General features: G+C 58.0%; 14 protein-coding genes and 1 pseudogene. 9 read left to right on the top strand and 6 right to left on the bottom strand.

Features of this window, described 5'->3' with window-relative positions; translation table 11 throughout:
- Positions 1 to 468: 468 nt before the first annotated feature.
- Genes ACR0D8_RS12625 through ACR0D8_RS12615 form a run of 3 tightly spaced genes read right to left on the bottom strand, consistent with a single transcriptional unit; the run spans position 469 to position 2265 of the window.
- Positions 469 to 1038: a carboxymuconolactone decarboxylase family protein gene (locus ACR0D8_RS12625; protein WP_480646896.1), complete on the bottom strand. Its 570-nt coding sequence runs from the start codon at positions 1036 to 1038 to the stop codon at positions 469 to 471.
- Positions 1039 to 1233, bottom strand: a complete 195-nt coding sequence (locus ACR0D8_RS12620; RefSeq protein WP_480646894.1) for a hypothetical protein — start codon at positions 1231 to 1233, stop codon at positions 1039 to 1041.
- Between the two features lie 12 nt (positions 1234 to 1245).
- Positions 1246 to 2265, bottom strand: coding sequence for a hypothetical protein (locus ACR0D8_RS12615; protein ID WP_480646892.1), 1020 nt, complete (start codon positions 2263 to 2265; stop codon positions 1246 to 1248).
- 396 nt (positions 2266 to 2661) lie between these two features.
- Between ACR0D8_RS12615 and ACR0D8_RS12610 the strand changes: the two genes are divergently transcribed.
- From ACR0D8_RS12610 to ACR0D8_RS12600, 3 genes are read left to right on the top strand one after another with little or no spacing between them, the layout of a single operon-like run.
- Complete coding sequence (locus ACR0D8_RS12610; protein ID WP_480646891.1) at positions 2662 to 3228, top strand: hypothetical protein; 567 nt, start codon at positions 2662 to 2664, stop codon at positions 3226 to 3228.
- Entirely contained in the window at positions 3225 to 4100 is an 876-nt protein-coding gene (locus ACR0D8_RS12605; protein ID WP_480646889.1) for a hypothetical protein, read from the top strand. Before ACR0D8_RS12610 ends, ACR0D8_RS12605 begins: the two co-directional genes overlap by 4 nt.
- Positions 4100 to 5509, top strand: a complete 1410-nt coding sequence (locus tag ACR0D8_RS12600; protein WP_480646887.1) for a tetratricopeptide repeat protein — start codon at positions 4100 to 4102, stop codon at positions 5507 to 5509. Before ACR0D8_RS12605 ends, ACR0D8_RS12600 begins: the two co-directional genes overlap by 1 nt.
- Positions 5510 to 5539: 30 nt before the next feature.
- Here the strand turns inward: ACR0D8_RS12600 and ACR0D8_RS12595 are convergent.
- Positions 5540 to 5756: pseudogene (locus tag ACR0D8_RS12595) on the bottom strand (DDE-type integrase/transposase/recombinase); the annotation flags it as partial.
- Between the two features lie 388 nt (positions 5757 to 6144).
- On the opposite strand from ACR0D8_RS12595, the gene ACR0D8_RS12590 reads away from it, so the two are divergent.
- From ACR0D8_RS12590 to ACR0D8_RS12575, 4 genes are all read left to right on the top strand, one after another.
- On the top strand, positions 6145 to 6486 hold the full coding sequence (locus tag ACR0D8_RS12590) for a hypothetical protein (RefSeq protein ID WP_480646885.1): 342 nt from the start codon (positions 6145 to 6147) through the stop codon (positions 6484 to 6486).
- Positions 6483 to 10073 carry a choice-of-anchor D domain-containing protein gene (locus ACR0D8_RS12585; RefSeq protein WP_480646883.1) on the top strand — a complete coding sequence of 1197 codons (3591 nt, stop codon included), beginning with the start codon at positions 6483 to 6485 and terminating at the stop codon, positions 10071 to 10073. The genes ACR0D8_RS12590 and ACR0D8_RS12585 overlap by 4 nt, the downstream gene beginning before the upstream one ends.
- A gap of 319 nt (positions 10074 to 10392) precedes the next feature.
- On the top strand, positions 10393 to 11583 hold the full coding sequence (locus tag ACR0D8_RS12580) for an MFS transporter (RefSeq protein WP_480646881.1): 1191 nt from the start codon (positions 10393 to 10395) through the stop codon (positions 11581 to 11583).
- 273 nt (positions 11584 to 11856) lie between these two features.
- Positions 11857 to 13941 (top strand): galactose oxidase-like domain-containing protein, encoded by a 2085-nt coding sequence (locus ACR0D8_RS12575; RefSeq protein WP_480646879.1) that lies wholly within the window; start codon positions 11857 to 11859, stop codon positions 13939 to 13941.
- 100 nt (positions 13942 to 14041) lie between these two features.
- On the opposite strand, the gene ACR0D8_RS12570 is transcribed toward ACR0D8_RS12575, so the two are convergent.
- Both ACR0D8_RS12570 and ACR0D8_RS12565 read right to left on the bottom strand, forming a co-directional pair.
- Positions 14042 to 14578: an amidohydrolase family protein gene (locus ACR0D8_RS12570; RefSeq protein ID WP_480646877.1), complete on the bottom strand. Its 537-nt coding sequence runs from the start codon at positions 14576 to 14578 to the stop codon at positions 14042 to 14044.
- Positions 14575 to 15576 (bottom strand): nuclear transport factor 2 family protein, encoded by a 1002-nt coding sequence (locus ACR0D8_RS12565; protein ID WP_480646875.1) that lies wholly within the window; start codon positions 15574 to 15576, stop codon positions 14575 to 14577. Before ACR0D8_RS12565 ends, ACR0D8_RS12570 begins: the two co-directional genes overlap by 4 nt.
- A 159-nt stretch (positions 15577 to 15735) precedes the next feature.
- Here ACR0D8_RS12565 and ACR0D8_RS12560 point away from each other — a divergent pair, with 159 nt between their 5' ends.
- The gene (locus ACR0D8_RS12560; protein WP_480646873.1) at positions 15736 to 16785 is read left to right on the top strand and encodes an ABC transporter ATP-binding protein; all 1050 of its coding nucleotides are present in this window, start codon (positions 15736 to 15738) and stop codon (positions 16783 to 16785) included.
- Positions 16786 to 16870: 85 nt separating this feature from the next.
- Entirely contained in the window at positions 16871 to 18097 is a 1227-nt protein-coding gene (locus tag ACR0D8_RS12555) for an ABC transporter substrate-binding protein (RefSeq protein WP_480646871.1), read from the top strand.
- The last annotated feature ends 23 nt before the right edge of the window (positions 18098 to 18120 follow it).

Here is an 18120-nt window from a genome sequence, read left to right as displayed (position 1 = left end):
AATGTGCAACAAACGGCAGTTCACAAAAAGAAAAATTGCAATACGTGCACGCACCTCAAATCTGCCCGCCGTGGTGCAAGCCGCCGGATTCGCAAGGATGGTTCGCATTGCCCAACCGTCGAAAAACCGCGGCGCTCACGTCGTCAGCGGCGCTCTTTTGTTTGCGCAACTTTGGTAACCAGCGACACCTGTCGCGTGGAATATTGGCACGCAAACAACAGCTTGCCGATTATCTGTCCTTGCAGAGCTGATCGACATATCCGGGACTCAGAGCCGAGCAGGCCCGCAGGCGACACCACCCCTTGCCGACCCGCGCACAGCAGCGCCTGTACTCCTTCTGAGCCCACCGCCAAATTGACCGTGACCCGCACAACCAGACTCTGGAATCGAGGTCACGACGCCGAGAAATCGCAGAGAATCACCTTTCAGAGGTTTCGTCTTGGGTCCGTTCAGAAATGTGGCCGCCACCTAAACGTCGAGACCATTTGCCTTTCCGAAATCGGTGTAAAAGGACGCACTGCGACACCTGGCCAGCGTATCCTCATCTGCGCTCTTCGGATCGCCTCCGGGACTCAGGACACCTGTGCCTTCGATGAACCGGTTCACCAGATTGAAGACACCACAAACCTGGATTGCGTCAAACAGCGCGGTTTCCGACCACCCCGCCTCATAGATCGCAAGCGCGTCGGCTTCGGTTATTCGGGTTGGTGTCAGAGTCAGTTTCTCAACATATGCAAGAACCGGCTTCAGCTTTGGCGGAACCGGCGCGGTTTCCCGGTCCTCCATCAGTGCTTCAATCGTCTCGACATCAATTCCGTATGCCCGGGCAAAGACGGTGTGTGCGTTGTGGCAGTAATCGCAGGCATTCAGCCCCGAGACATAGGCCGCAATGAGTTCACGTTCTCCAACCGAGAGGTCGCTTTCACCTCTCATCACCAGACTTTCATACTCACACCAGGGGCCGAGCTTGTCCGGAAAAGCCTGAAAGACACTTCCCAGAGTCGCATCCCTCGGCAAGGAAGGGAACAGACGCTTCATTCAATGTTCTCCCCAAATGATCGGAGGACCAATCTCGTCATTTTGACGAAAGTAAATTGTTCCGCGCAACCCTGATAATCGCATCCAAAGCCTACGCTTTACTTCGATGCGGCCCGGTTCATGCCTCATCAGGTCAAAGTTGGTGCTGAACAGACCAAAGTCGCGCACAGTAATTTCGGAACGCTGCTTGATCATAGCCAGCGCCATTCAGACCGCGAAGGATGAGATGCCTCCGGCGAAGGAGGCAAGGATCGGTGCGACCAGCGCAAATCCGGCGCGCAGGATTTCTCCGGCCCCTTCCTTCAGCCCGTGCGATGCCTTCCAGCCTTCGACATCGAAGCTGTCGTCGCTCTTTACGCCGCGGCCAGCGATCCGCGACAGTTTCTTGACCCTGCCGTCCAGAATCAGGGCCACCGGAAGGTAGAAGCTCAGCATCAGCAGGCAGAAATAGGTTCCGGTGAACAAGGCCGACGCGGTCACAAGCGCAGTGTAGTCAGCCTTGGCGGACTCGGCGATCAGGGGTAAAGGCCAGTACATCCAGCTTGAGGCAAAAAACATGCCAAAGGTTAGGATCAGACTGGTCAGGTACAATTGCTGCCGCATCTGATGCAGGTTTCTGCCCAGTTGATCGGCGGTATCTTCAACGGTTTCGCCGTCGCCGGACGCCAGACACAGGATCATGCCCGCAATCAACGCGCCAACCGCAAGCCCGGCAAGGGCGTTGATGATGTCCAGCACCCGCCTGAACATGGTAAATACCGGTATGTCCCCGCAGCGCCCCAACAGCCAGTAATCGTCAGGCGACAGACAGCCCGGTAGCGTCCCTTTGGACAAGGCCGTTTCGAAAACCTCCTTGCCGACCTGATGATAAATCCGGGGCGTGCTTGCCATTGCGTATTGCTGGATCGTCGGCAACAGGGCCAGGGCAAACACGGCCAAGGTGGTGGCAATGGCGGCAAGTCTGGTGTTTCGGTCGGTTAGGCGCATCAGGTTCCTGACAAGAACCGCGACGGCCAGAATAGCAAGCGCTGCAAAAAACCACGATGCCGCCAGAAACCGAAAACGTCCGACGGCTTCCAGCCAGATGTCTTCGTCCTGAAGTATCTCAAGCGGTACGTCCAGGTCTTTGGCGATCAGGTGCGTTTGCATGATTTCGTGAATAGCGAAGATCAGCACCGGTAACAGCGCGATCGTGAAATAACGCAGTTCTACTCGACGGTTAGACACGCCTGACCTCTTGCGCTGCTGATGTTCCCTGTATTTTCCCTAGCATAAATAGGGGCCATCGGCATCGGTCCGGCAGCATACTCTCTGGATCCTGCGGCAATTTGGGATCAGGCCGGGTATGTCCGACACGACGTTCCGGCATGGGTCATTTGCTGTCTCCCGGCGGTATTCTTCTGAATTCAGCCGTCTTGTGATAGGGTTACGCAAGCCCACAGGCGTCGCGACGCCTGGCACGGAATGGCCGGAAACGGTGCACATACGCCCGAAGATGAAGCCTCTGACCAGTCAGAGGCTCTCATTCTCTATACGCGCAGTCGCGGGAGTGCAGAGCAGACCGAAACCGGGAATCCCGCAGCAAAAGACAGCCGGGCTGGTGCTTGGTTTGCGGAATTGCTGATGTCGCTGACCAAAACCTCGGTCGCCTTTTTTCTGGCCTATCTGCTGGTTCAAAGCGTCGAGCTTGATCTGAAACGCGACCGGTTCACGGCTGATGCGGCGGACAAGCTCAAAACTTATGTTATCGATCTGAACAGCCCGGAACTGGAAAACGACGCTGAAAAGTCCAAGGCAACAGCACTTGCACTTGGCGGGTTCGGAAGCGTTGCGGCCTATCCGCTTGTGCAATTCATCGATCACGGCAACGAATTTCAGATCGGTTGGGGAAAGCTTGGGCTGGAACAGGCCGGACTGATCACAAATGACGCCACCTGCGACGTCATCGTGCGGGTCATTGACGACCCGACCGAGACTTTCAAATGGCGCACGCGCAAAGCGGTGGCTGAAATTGCAGGCACAGTGGGATGTCGCGACGCGGTGGACCCGCTGACGCGACTGAGCGCGGGTTTGCCGGGTGCTGGCGTGCCGTCGGGCGCGCAGCCGGATTTCGAGACGGCGATCCGGACAGCGCTGACGCAGATCGAAAGAGCCAATCAGAGGGCGCAACCATGGTGGAAATTTTGGTGACCCAAATAACCGATGCGTGCCGCTTGTGGCTGACCAGAGCTGCCTTTGCCGCTGCGGTCTGTCTTGCGTCGCAGGCGCAGGCCGAGCTTCAGGGCTGTCCGGACGCGACCGCGCCGAATGACAAGTTGCTGATTGGCTCGATGGATCTTGTCAGTTCGATCAGCGAACGGAAGAGGCGCGCATTGCTTGCCGCCTTCGAAATGCATTTCGACAAAGCCGATGCGTCGCTGGGGTCGCTTGCCAAGGTCATCTATTGCCCGCAACGGCAGATGCGGGACCCTAACAATTACGACGCAAGCGTGACCGGGGTGCTCAATGACGAAAGGGTGCTGCTTGAGGTCGGGGCCCGCGTCAGCGGCGGTGACATCATCGTGGCCTATGTCGTTGTACCGCTCCGCCACTACGAATACCACAATGCCCGCCCGCCCCGCATGCCCGGCTATCACGAAGCCCTGTACGAACAGACGCAGATCGATGCCGGGTTGGCGGAGTTGTTTCGCGGTAATGCCGAATTGCGCCTTCTGGCCGCGCTGGCGCTTGGTCTCAGGCATGAAAAGGTGGCCGAGGCGTCCCAGACGCAGGAGCGCAAGACGATGCTGCTGCGCGCGCGCGGCTTTTATTGCGACGCGATCGGTACACTCGACGCTGCGCGGCCCAGGCCGGATTTTCTGGGTTTGGATCAGGATGAATGGGAGGCGCTTGGCGATTTCGCACATAACGGTGCGGATCGGGTCTATCAACAGACGGTTGCCGAATTTGGCGATCAGAGCACACTTCCAATTCTTCAGGAAATTCGTGGTGGTGACGGTACGGACAGCGGCGTTTGCGTGGATCTGCTTCCCTCTCAGACTGACGGCGTTGGAGGTCAGTGATGAAACACCCAACCGATGTACTCAGGACAGTTTTGGCAGCGGTTTTCCTTTGTGGGCCGAGCGTCCTGCCCGGATTACGGCAGGCCGAAGCAGGCGGCTTTACCGCATGTGACAACCCCTACATCTTTGACGGGTCCGCCGCGAATATCGTGCCGCTGGAATATCTTGCAACCGCGGCCGAAACAACCTCATCCGATGGCAACCGGCTGGAAAGGTTGCAGAAAACGGCGCAGCGGTTTTCGTGGCTGTTCAAGCTGGACAGCTGGCACCAGCCGACCTATGGCAGTCTGGGCGTGGTCGCGCATATGTTTCTGGAGCGGCGCTGTGACCCTGACGAGGTTCTCGGCATGCTGCTGACCGAGGGCGCGTCACAGCCGCTGCGTACGGATCAGATCCTTGTCTTCCTGCAAGGGCGGATCTTCATCGAAGACGAACAGATTTTCGTGCAATCCAGGCTCAGAGGGTTTCGCCGCCACTCACCCCAATACGAGTTTCTGCAGCCAATGCCGCGGAACTTTGCGGAAGAAACCCTGCAGATGCCCCTTGCACGGTCTGATCGGAGATTGTCTCTCACAGTACCAGTGCTGGACGTGACCTTTGCGCCGCGCGTTATTTCGGCAGAGCTATTCGACAGCATCGACAGCGCGTTTCTGGAGGCCAGCCGGGTCTTTGCCGAGCCGGATCTAAATGCGTCCAGCGAAGAGTTGGTGTTCGAACCAGAGCGGCCAAGGGCGTTCAGCGTGCGGATCACAAACGAACCGGGCTGGATCGAGGTGACGGATATGATGGGTGGGTATCCCGATCACGGCTTTATCCGGGCGAACCCGGACGCCTCCCGGATGTTTCACAACAGCCTGCCCGAGCTTGACTTTCTGAATGGGACCCTGGGGTTCCTGCGGCTCAGGCAGGTTCAGGAATCGATCGAGTATCCGCCAGTGCCCGGACAGGCTCCGTTACAGGCCATGGCGGCGTTCAGGCGCTTTCTGGATAATGAACTGACCGGTGACGAGCCGGAACTGCGTGCGCTGGCGCATGGGTTGACCGGGTTTATTGCGGCGTCGGAACTGGAGGACTGGTCCGCGGCGCGCAAATCATTTCTGCGCGCGGCTGAGCTGACGCCGACAGATACCCACTATCGCAATGCTCTTGGTGTGGCAGACGCGATGCTGTGCTGTTCCGGGGATGCGCTTCCCCCCTATCGCGACCCGGCAAGGTGGTTCGCAGATGCGCTTTCGGTCGATCCGGAAAACGGTGAAGCCCTGGGTAATCTGTTACAATTCCTCGAATTTCTGACCTCTGCAGAACGCACGCCCCAGGGGATCGACACTTCAAACCTGCCGAAAGCGCTGGATGTGGTGCGAAAGGTCGCTGAACAGAACCCAGACCTTCTCCGTAACGACCATCGGTAACGGCTTTGTTGCAAAGTTCTGAACGCACCAGATTGTCTTGCCGTGTTGGTCCACTGCTCGGTAGAGACAAACCCACGCGCCTTTCACCTTTTTGTAAGTCTCGTCCATTCTCCACGATCGGTCGCATGGCCCATTCCGTCAACGCGCTGCTTCAGAGATTGCAGTATGGCACGCCAAACCGAGCATAGACAAAGAACGCGAACAGGATCACATTCTTCGGATATTGTGTGCCCTCGAAGGAAGTCACGAGCGGGCCTCCAACTGGTTAATACCGGGGCTCAGTCGCCCGCAAACCTTGGGACCGTCAATTGCAAAAGTTTGCTACAGAGCCATTGGTGACACAGCCCTCAGATGAGCGATACCTGGCCCAGTTCATAATGAGCCGTTTGACGGAATCAGGGCCGGATGGTACCATTTCACCATATTTTTTAGTCCTAATTCTTTTACGCGCAGACTTGATCTGCGCGCGTTCAAGTTGATGAGTGACAGCAATTTTCGAAGGCTGGCCCCAACAAATCGAAGTGACCTCAAACATCTGGCAGGTCTCGTGATACTGATACTTTAGTGTCGGCCAAACGGAAACCGGACAGTGTCGCTCGTTATTCAGGACCTCAGTTTCAGAGGAGCAACTGGTAATGGCGAATTCCAAATCGACGAAACCAAAGACACGAAAACCAGGTAAAAAGGGCTCGGGCGGTTCCGGTGGTGGGAACGGCCGGGGATATGGCGGCGGCGGTGGTGATGATGAACCAATCGGTGAAGTGCCTGAAAACCTCGATGTCCACGAAGCCTTTTTGAAACATCGGCTCGAAGGGGGTGAAAAGCCCTCCTCACAGGCCTATGCCCGTGCTGCCCAGCAATTCAAAAAACTTCCGGGTGCCATCCGTGGCAAGCCTGCTTTCATTCCTCCCGCACCTCCCAAGGACGAAGAGGAAGATAGCGGTGATACCAGCGGCGGAGCGGAGGGCAAGAAATGATACCGGGAACAGTTTGGAAACCCATCGGCCCGAGCCCGATCACGGGCGGGCGCGAAGATAACGGTCTGATCACATCGATTGCGACGCATCCCAGCGATCCGGATATCGTCTATGTCGGCACTGCCGACGGGGGCGTCTGGAAAACCGGTGACGGCGGTGACAACTGGCTGGCCCTTTTTGACGAAGAGCTGTGCCTGGCGATCGGAGAGCCAAATTGCGTGGCCATCGATCCGGGGGACACCGATGTGATCTATGTCGGCACAAGCACGAGAGGTGCGGTCTCGGTTCAGCAGAGGGTCGGCATTTTCAAATCTTCTGACGGTGGGTCGAGCTGGATACTGCTCGGTTCGGGTTACCCCGAGGGCAACGATGGTAACGCAGATGATTTCGCGAACCGCAATGTCAATTCGATCATCGTTGATCCGGCAAACTCGCAGATCCTCTATGCCGCAACGAACCGTGGTGTCTGGGTCTCGAATGATGGCGGCCAGAACTGGGTTCAGGGTACCGGGACCGCGAATTTCGACGCCCGCTCGCTGGAGCTGGACACCACCTCACCGGCCGGTGCACGCATACTTTATACGGGCATGAGCCGTCAGGGCGTATTCCAATCCACCGATGGCGGTGCAAACTGGGCACCGATTATGACGGCAGCCACCCCGGCGGTAGCGGCCGTTCTGGGTGGCGGTGTGGTAATGGGTCAGGTCCTTGCGCGGCTTGCGCCACCGGCGTCGCCGCCCGCAGCGGGTGGTATTCAGGTGATCTATGCCGTCATTGCGCATAACGTTCGCGGCTCCAACCCCGATCCGATCGGTCTGTTCATGAGCACGGACCAAGGCGCGACATGGACTCAGCAGGCCGCAGCGGGCGCTGCCGCCGCAACGACCTTTGCGGGCTATTGTATGACGCTTGCGGTTGATCCGGCCTCGCCCGGGGATGGTGCCAACGACATCTTGTACTGGGGCACGCAAAACCAGGTTCGCTCGGCTGATTCCGGTGCAAATTTCTCCAATGTCTCGAACGGACTGCATGCCGATACCCATGCCTGGGGCTTTTATCAGCCGCCAGCGCCGGCGACGACCACGATCTATTGCGGCAATGACGGCGGTATTTTCCGTTCGACGGATGATGGTGCCTCCTGGACAGCTTTGAATTCCGGCGGCTTCCAAACGACGCTGATCTACAACATGGACATCAAACCCGGAGCCACGGGCGACGTGACCGTCGCGGGCTTTCAGGACAATGGGCACAAGCGCACCGACGGCGCGCTTGGGTGGACATCAATCGGTGGGGCCGATGGCTGGGACATCGTCTATGACGGTGTGACCGCAGATCGCATGCTGTTCACGCGCAACGGCGGCAACCCCGCCACTCGGGTGCGCCGATCAACCGATGATGGCGGCAGCAACAACGATGTGACGCCGTGGGCAGCAGGCAGCGCCGAAGACGCCTTTTATTTGGCCAGCCTTGCGGCCGATCCTGGCAATGACGGGATCTTTTACGTCGCGAGCAACGCAAATATCTGGCAGAGCCTCGATGGCGGCGTCACCTGGCGTACGATCTTTCCGATTGCCTCGGGCTTTATTACGCCACGGATCGCTGTGTCGCCGACCAACGGCAACAACGTGGTCGTTTCCGCCGGTGGGCAGGTCTTTGTGTCGACCAACGCCATGGCGGCGACGGTTGGCCTTCCGAATGGCGTCACTTTCGCCAATATCACACGGAACCTGCCGGGTCGAAATGTCACCCGGTCGGCCTTTGATCCCAACGATGAGACGGCGATCTTCAGTGTGCTTGGCGGTTTCGCTACGGTTGGCGCGCCTGGCCACGTTTTTCGCACAACGATTGGCGGCACCCAATGGGCCGATATATCGCCCGACGTAAACGTGCCGTTCGGCGCCATTGCACTGGACGGGGACGAGACACCGTCGACAATCTATGCAGGCTGCGACCTGGGCGTGCTGCGCTCGGTGGATCGGGGCAATACTTGGTACGTGCTGGATGACCTGCATTTCCCCAACGCTCCGGTGACCGATATCGTTGTCGGGCGCGGATCAAACGTGTTGCGTGCGGCAACCTATGGGCGTGGCGTCTTCGAATTTGCCGCGCCCGAAGGTCCGGTCATTGCCGTAAACCTCGAAGACAGGTTCGAGTTTGGAACAGTCTGCGAAGGCCCGGTGTCGCTGACGTTGCAGGTGTTCAATGTCGGCACCGACGACCTGATCATAAAAAGCGTGCAGCGTATCCTTGGCTCGACCGCGTTCAGCATCGAAGCCTTCCCATCGACGCCCCTGTCGATCGCTCCCGGAGGAGAGGTTGATTTCACGCTGACCTATACGCCTTCGGCGCCAGGCGCAGCGGATCTGGCAACCATCCGGATCGCAAGCAACGACGCGGAGTCGCCAACCGTGGATCTGCTTGCAAGCGGCGAAGGCGGCACTGCGACAGCCGAGCTGTCGATTGCCGATAGCGGCGATTTTGGTGAGGTTTGCGTTGGCAAGTTCCGCGATCAGGGACTTGTGATCAACAATTCCGGCCTCTGCCCGCTTCTGATTAGCGGTATTGTGTCTTCTTCGCCGGTATTCTTTGTGCCCAACACTGTGTCCTTCCCCCTGAAGATCGCGCCTGGTGCCAGCATGGTATTGCCGCTGCGCTATCAGCCAACGGCGTTCGGCAGTGACCTGGCGGTGATCACGGTCAGCAGCAACGATCTGGATAGCCCGGCGCAGCTTGAAGTTTGCGGAACAGCGCCGCCTCCGCGGCTGGTCCTGTCCTTCGCCGATGATGGTGATTTCGGAAAAGTATGTGTTGATCATTTTAGCGACAAGCCGTTGGTGCTGTCCAACAGCGGCAAATGCCCGCTGACGATCACTGCAATCTCGTCGAATTCGGCAGAATTCATCGTGCCACAGGTCCTGACCTTCCCGATCGTCATTGCTTCGGGGGCTGCTGTGCCGGTGACCATTCGGTTCCAGCCGACCTCTTTCGGCGCGAAAGCAGGTACGATCACGGTGGTCAGCGACGACCCGATGAGCCCGGCAAACATCGATCTCACCGGGTTGGCCCCAAGTGGTAAGCTGAAGATCACCGGAACGGGGTGCTTCGGCGGAGTCGAACTGGGAACGCACGCCCTGACCACTTTTGCCATCTGCAACACCGGCGATTGCGATCTTCATGTGACCAAGGTGGGCTTCAAGCAACCCAGCCGCTGCGAAGAACTCTCTCACTGTGATAGTTGCGGATGCGATTGTGATTGCGGGTGTGACTGTGGATGCCAGGACGACGGTAATGACAAACACAGCAAGAAAAAGCGGCACTGCGACCAGAAGTGTCTCAACTTCAAGATCGTCAGCAATCCGTTCCCGGCGACGGTCAAGCCCGGCTCTTGTCTGGATCTGATCGTGAAATACACGCCGACCTGCAACAACTCAGCTTGTTGCAAGCTTGTGGTCAAGACTGACGATCCAGACAACAAAAAGGTATCGATCTTTGTAACCGGTCACTTGAAACGCACATTGCACTCGGCCCTGAAGTGTTGGGCCGGGCAAGAGTTGAGTGACATGATCAAGGCGGGGAAATCCTGTTGACTAATCGCCGACCGATCACCCGTTTCCAAGGCACAATGCCGATGAAGCACCAGCGTCCCAGTTGTGGGTCGCTGCTTACTCTATCGCCCGGGCTCGCGGTGCTTCTTTCGGCCTTTCTGGTTGGGGCAGTTGTCGCCATGTTGATCATGAGCGTATTTATCCTGGCAATCATAATATTGGTTCTGGGTTTGTGCGCCTTCGGATTTGGCAGGCGTTTGCTTGTTCGCCGTCGCAGTCCGACCCGGCGGTCACTTCACGACACAGGCCGAGGTTAATTTTGTTGCCGGGAAGCAAGGTCACGACCGGTGGGTCGGCGCTTGTGGCTCTGTTCCTCGCCGACCTAATAGTGCGGACAAGTTATCAGATCGGCAAAGCGCCAGTGCTGCCTGTCTTTGCGCATGGTCTTGGTGCCTCGCCATTGCTGCTGGGCGCCATCATATCGGTATCGACCGCAACCGGGCTGTTCATTAAGCCGATTTTCGGGTTGCTGTCGGATTATCGCGGTCGGTGGATCTGGTTGCTAACAGGAACTGCTCTTTTCACAGTTATCCCGTGCCTCTATCTGTTTGTCGAACACCCCTCTGACCTGTTTGTTTTGCGGCTTGTGCACGGGCTCGCGACCGCGATCTATGGTCCGGTGACCATGGCCTATGTCGCCGCCTGGCGAAGCGAAAAAGCGGCCGAAGCCTTTGGCTGGTTCGGGCTGGCTCGCACCGCGGCCTACATCCTTGGCCCGCTTATCGGTGGTGTCGCGTTAACGTTCGCCGCGCCGGAAATGATCTATGCCGCAACCTGTTTTCTTTCAGCATTGGCGTTCATTCCTACGCTGCATCTGAAAAATGCGGATCACGTCGCAAGCCCCGGAAAATGGTCGCTGACCGGCGCGTTGCATTCCATCGCGTCCAGCCGCCCCCTCATCGTCCTGGCTTTGATCGAGGGCACGACATACGTTGCGATCTATGCTGTCAGGGCGTTCATGCCGGTTATGGCTCTTGTGGCCGGTCACCAGCCTATTGCGATTGGCACATTCCTCGCGATTCAGGAGATTGCAAATGCATTGCTACGCCCGCCGATGGGCCGGCTCGCCGATCGGACCCGTCCGGTTTTGCCGCTTCTGCTCGGTCTCGGAGCCCTCGCCGCAGGGTTGTTGGTGCTGTCGGCTATAGGCCCGACGCGTTTTGCAATGCTGACGGCAGCGATTTTCATCGGCGCAGGTCAGGGCGCGTTCGGCCCGGCGACGTTGTCGCTTGTCGCGGGCGCAACACCGTCGCAGCACCTCGGCCTGGCCTTCGGCAGCATCGGCGCGATCCGGAACGCGGGCAAGATCGCCGGCCCTATCGTGGCCGGTGCGCTGGTCAGCACCACGTCCTTTCAGGCTTCGTTCGCAAGCATCGCAGCGATCCCTTTGATGATTGCATTGTGGATTCTGTGTCTATCCCGAACCTCTTTGGTGCTCCATGCCAAAGCCGTGCGCTTCGAACGGGTGGAGGCACAACGGGGGAGGCGTTAGGTGGCCTTGTCAGGTTCCTTTCGTCCCCCATGACTGTGTCTCGAAATCAAAAATCACGCAAAACTCCTGTCAAAGTCGTCACATCAACAACGACAACCTGCGCCGTTTCACAATGAACCGCCTTCGACCGAAACATTTGAAGGCAGTTCTGATTTAGATGCGCGCCGAAAGCAAAACCCCGCCAACTGCACCCTCTGCGCCCTGCCGAAATTCAGAAATACGCCCATATGTGGTACCTTAGGGCATTCGATTTCACGCATTGGGAGAGGTAAATTGGCAGATCGCACAGTTACCCGTGCTGCCCGCAACGCTGACGGCAACATAATCGCAATCGGAAACCCATCCTCGGACTGGCAACAGCGCGACGCAAAATGGGCCATTCAGGACATTCTTGAGGACCGGCACCGCTACCTCATCGAATCCGCCACGGGTGTTATGCGGCCCATACAGGTGGTGAACGACCCCGACGGGCTGTATTTGCGTTCGCAGGCCGATACCACGGAAGAAAACAATCTCGACAATATCGAAGAGCTCGACCTCTCACCGTGGGAGGTTGCGCTCGACAGCACCGAGATTTTCGCGATCCATGCCGCTCTGGTCCCGCATGGTCACGAAGGGCAGGTGCTGATGATGGGCGGGGACGAGCATGACCCCAGCATGGCCGAGAATGACGATTTCCTGAACACCCGCATCTATGACGTGCGCAATAATCGCATAATCAGCATCAACTCGCCCGAAGCGGATGTGTTCTGCTGCGGCCATGCCTTTCTGGCGGATGGCCGTTTGCTGGTCGGCGGCGGGACCGAACACTGGAACCTCAGGCCGACCCCGCCGGATGACGAAGGCGAGGGCGGGATGCCGGACCCCGACCCGCATGTCGACATGCACGGGCAGCCGCGCGATCACTGGAGCGGCGCAATCGAATGCGCAATTTACAACAATGACGGAACCTGGACCGCAGCGGCGGACATGTTGTTCCAACCCGATCAGGATCAGGAGCGCGGCGGCGGGCGCTGGTATCCCACACTGCTGACATTGCCGGACGGGCGCGTGCTTGCCGTTGGCGGGCATCCGCGCCTTTCCGATGGCCGCCACGGCGCCTGGCTGCCCGAGACATACGATCCCGCCGATGACAGCTGGACCTATCAGCCCGGCCATTGGATTTACGTCAACTGGCAGGATGTCCCGGTCGAACGCGAAGACCCCGAAGGTGACGACGAACTGGGCGAACCGATCCTCGATGTGGACGGCAATCTGATCGAACTCTTCGAATTTCCCGAAGGGCAGACACGCCCGGTTGTGGAAACCGAAAACGGACCGGTGCAAGATCCCAACAGACGGTGGAATTACCTGTACTATCCGCGCATGTTTGTCGTCCCCGAAGGCCGAGTGTTCATGGCCTCGCCGAATGACGGCAACTGCCGCTGGTATGACATTGAAACCGGTCTGCCCACCGGTCCGGTCATCGACGGGCCCACCCACGGGGGCGCATATGCCGAAACCAACCACACTGCGGTGCTGCTGCCGCTTCTGCCGGATGAAGACGGCAACTACGCCGCGCATGTTCTGTTCATGGGAAATTCCGGGCCCCGTCGCCTCAGTATGGGCACCAGCGACGCCACCGAAGCTCCTGCATGGCAGGAGACACCGCCGCGTGACTGGCCCGATATCCCGCCACCCGAATGGCCGCAGATCCCGCCCAAACGCCGGCACGGCATCGCCACGCTGCTGCCGACCGGCCAGGTTCTGTTTTCGGGTGGGATCAATGAGAATGCGGATGCCGGCCTGCCCGATACTGCTGCGGTTCACGCAGCCGAAATTTACACGCCCGGGATCGACTGGGACACGGGGCGCATCACTTTTGAGGACGAAAATTGGGTCACGACGGCCGAGGCGAGCATTACCCGCAACTACCATTCCGTGGCGCTCCTGCTGCCCAACGGCCGGGTGATGACGGCCGGGTCGAACATCAACGGCAGCTCGGGCGGGGATTCGGTCAAAGAGTTCGCGCTCGAAACCTACACACCTCCCTGGTTCCACAGCACCTCCCGGCCCGAAATCCTGCAAGCGCCGGGAACGATCGGCTACGGCGACTCCTTCTCGGTCCACTGCACGCGTGCCGACCGGATTGAACGCGTGGCGCTGATGCGCTGCGGCTCTGTCACTCATGCCTGGGACGGCGACCAGCGCTATGTCGGGCTGGAATTCAGCCGGGGCGATGACGAACTGACTGTCACCGCGCCGCCCAATGGAGCAGTGGCGCCCCCGGGGCCCTATATGCTCTGGGTGATCGCCGAAGGCGGCCCCGACTCAGCCGGCCTGCCCTGCGCCCTGGCGCCGTTTGTTTTGCTGTCTTGAGGGTTCCGTGTTTTTGTCTCACCTCCCCTCCTTGGTGGCTACGATGTGCCAGAAACCTTCCCTTATCAAACCGACCTAAACTGTCACATCGGCGCTGACGTCAGACGTGTTCCGGAGCCTGCGCCAGTACCGCACCTGTCTTCTCCATTAAGCCCGGAACGAGTTGCAGATCAAAGCTGAGACCGCGCCGACCAGCTTCCTGCAACCCGCCCAAAAGAAGCGGATCGTCCAGTAGAGAATTAGTGCCGGTCTTCGCATCCTCTCCGAGTGCGCGGCCGACGATCTGGCGCACGCCGCGTACCGTTGGAAGGGCCTGAAACGCGTCAAGCTGAGCGGACAGGTCAACCGAGGTCAGATCACAGAACGCAACCTGCGCCATCGGCCAGTCCGGGTTGGCATCGGCGACGGACTGAACCCATCTGACTTCGTCCAGACCGTTTTCGGCCCCCACCTGAATGTGGACTGAGGCGTGGACTCCGCAAGGCGCGGCTTCGGACCGGAATTCGTTGTGCAGGTAATTCCGCTGAATTGGCGTCGGGTCGCCAAAGAACCTTTCCACTCCGCGTGCCATCAGCCACCGATAGTGCACTGCCTCAAGGTCACAAAGGTGGTGATGCGCGTCGATCCAGCCGATCATGTCCGCGGCACCTTCGCCATGCGCCCCAGAATATCGACACCCTGTTGCTTCCAGAAATGCAGCAGGTCGATAAAGATCCAGTTTTCGGCCAGCTTGTCACCCTCGCGTCGATAGATGTCGATCACACGGAATTCACCGGCCTTGTCGGTGGCGGGCATGCCCATGAACCCGCCGGTGGGCCGCGCCTTGAAATTCGGCCAGCCAAAAAAGCCGCCATAGTGACCCTCCGCCATGCGGCAAATGTGCTTGGTCTTTGAACGGTCCACGAATGATGCGCGGAACGGGCCTGAGTGCTGCTTTGCATAGCGCTCGATCGTATAGGTCGCACCAATCCCTGCTGGTCCCCACCAGATCATGTCTTCGCACCACGTCCGGCGCAATTCGTCCTCAAGGCTCAGGCCGCTGTTCCACTGGCCGATATCAGATATCATGGCATTAATCGTGCTGAGGGTATTCTCGCCTTCTTCGGCGGGTTGCGGGCCGAACATCAATCCGTCATGCGTCATCGGTCCGGGTTGAACCAGATGGGCGGCGGTCTGGGGAGGGAAGGGCTGCAGCCCGGCCTGCATCATGAGATGAGGGATGTCGAAATACATCGCTGTCTCGGTGATCTTGCCGTTCTCGACCTTGTTGAATTCGCAATAGCGCAGAAGCGCCATCTTCCCTGTTGGGGCGATACCCAGCCATGCATTGTCGAACAGGCCCATGAGATGCCCCATCGAAACAACCCAGATCGAACTGAATCCGTCCATCTCGTTTTCGCCAGCCATGAAAACGTCCATCCGACGTTGCAGGTGCTGTAGGCTTTGCTTCAGTGGGTGCCAAAATTTCTGCGCCACATCTTCAATGCCTTGCTTCTCATCAAATGGATGAAACCCACGCCACAGGTAGTCTTCTACGCAGAACTCAGACATGGCGTCGGCGACATCCGATTCTTCAGCGTTGCCTAGTGCCTTGTAGTACTCAAGAACGACTTCTTTTTCGGTCTGATAGGGCATTATCTTTTTCTTTCAGTGTCTTACCTTCTACATTGGCGAAGTTGTAGAGCGGCCGGGACTGCTATTGCATGCGCATGCAAAAAAAAGCTTGCCAGATGTTTCTTTTGCTGTCTATGCTTTTTGCAAACGTATGCACGGCGACCCACAGGGAGGGACTCAATGGCCGAGATTCAACTTCGCAACGTTGGAAAGCGCTGGGGTTCATTTGTCGGGGTCGACAATTTCGATCTGACAATTTCCGACAAAGAGTTTCTGGTTCTTCTTGGTCCGTCAGGCTGTGGCAAAACAACGACCATGCGCATGATCGCCGGTCTGGAAGACGCCAGCGAGGGTGACATTCTGATCGATGGCGCCCGAGTAAATGACATGGAGCCCAAAGACCGCGACGTCGCGATGGTGTTCCAGTCATACGCCCTGTACCCCAACATGAACGTCTACGAGAACATTCGCTTTCCGCTTAAAGTTCGCGGTATTGACCCTGCCACCCATGACGAAAAAGTACGGCGCGCTTCGGCCATGGTCGAGCTGGATGACTTTCTACACCGCAAACCGGCGGAATTGTCAGGTGGTCAGCGTCAGAGGGTTGCACTGGCGCGTGCCATTGTGCGGGAACCGAACGTGTTCTTAATGGACGAACCGCTGTCAAATCTTGACGCTAAGCTGCGTGTCTCAACGCGCGCGCAGATTAAAAATCTCAGCCACGAACTTGCGGTCACCACCATTTACGTGACCCATGACCAGATCGAGGCAATGACCCTGGCGGATCGCGTGGTGATCATGAAACAGGGGGTGGTTCAGCAGGTCGGCTCTCCGACCGATATTTACGACGAACCCGCAAACACATTTGTGGCCAGCTTCATTGGAAACCCGGCAATGAACCTTGTTGATGGAGAGGTTCAGGGTGGCGTGTTCCGGGCCCAAAGCACCGAGGTGCACGGGCTGAATGCTCCGGACGGTCCTATTACACTGGGCTTTCGCGCCGAGGATGCCAATGTCGTGGAAAGTGGTGGCGAGATCAATGCACCGATCTATACGCAAGAGCTGTTGGGCGACAGTACCATGGTCTCGGTTCGGATCGGTGGTGCGCTGGTCTCGGTTAAGGCCGACAAGACCTATCGGGCCGAAATCGACGACAAGGTTTCGATCCATATCCATACCGATCACTGCCACTTGTTTGATGCACAAACAGGCGCGCGCTTGAATGGCTAAACGTTAAAATCCGTACCCGTCACATCGGGTTCAAACAAGGGTGCAGACTTCGAAGATGCACCCAAACATCCAGGGAGGAATACTTATGTTTCTAAAGAGAATCGCATTGGCTGGCTCGATGGCCGCCTTTGCCGCGAGCGCAGGATATGCCTGTGAAATCGACGGTCGGGTTAATATTGTTGGTAACGAATTTGCGGCCATTCAGGCCGTCGCGGCCGGTGCCAAGGAATGCACCGGGGCATCAGTAGAATCTAACCTGACATCGGAGCACCAAACCATCAACGTGGCTGGTTTGTCCGGAAACCCGTCTGAGTATACAAGTGCCATCATCGCCAACAGCTCGATAGTGGCGCTGATGAATGAAGACGTCATTCGCCCGCTAAACGATCTTGTGGAACAACATGGTCAGGACCTGCAGCCAGGACAGCTGATCAAAATTGGCGACAATATTATGGCCATCGCGTTCATGGCCAATGCGCAGCACCTGATGTACCGCAAGGATGTTCTGGAGCAGGCTGGTGTTGAAGTGCCAACCACGTATGAGGAACTGCTCGAAGTGGCTAGCGCTATACGCGAGCAAGGGATCATGCAAAATCCGGTGGGCGGCGCCTACGCATCGGGTTGGAATCTGGCACAAGAATTCAACAATATGTTCCTTGGCTATGGTGGCCAGCACTTCAAGCCCGGCACGGCCGAACCCAACGTGAATTCTGAAGCCGGCGTAAACGCGCTGAACATGATGAAAGCGTTGTCGGAATACATGAATCCCGACTTCCTGACCCATGACTCGAACGCAACCAACGCTGAATACCGCGCGGGTAACGTTGCAATTATGAACATGTGGGGGTCGCGTGCGTCACAGCAGACCACCACCGAGGGCGTGTTGCAAGAGGTGATCGACGGTCACGCAATTGGCGCACCGCTGACAGTTGGTGGCGGGGATACCCCGGCATCGACCCTGTGGTGGGACGGCTGGACTGTCGGAAAAAACATCTCGGATGAAGAGGCCGAGGCCACATTCATCGCCATGAAACACGGTATCCGCCCGGACATGTTGAACGATGAGACCACGCCGCTAGCGGTTTGGCTGATCGAAGGCTACGAGCCCGCTGCAGATGCCGAAGGCGTTTTTGCCGCAGCCAAAATGGGCACACCCGCTTATCCGATGCTGCCCTACATGGGTCTGATGCACAGCGCGCTTGGCAACGAACTTGCGGACTTCATGCAAGGCAAGGAAAGCGCGGAACAGGCACTTGCCGATGTCGAGGCCGCCTATCGCGCGGCTGCCATCGAGCAAGGCTACTTGCAATAAGAAACCCATTGCGCGGGCGCCTT

The organism is Ruegeria sp. BG10, from assembly GCF_056538575.1.
The sequence above is the reverse complement of the archived record's forward strand: the minus strand, read 5'-3'. Positions and strand labels throughout refer to the sequence as shown.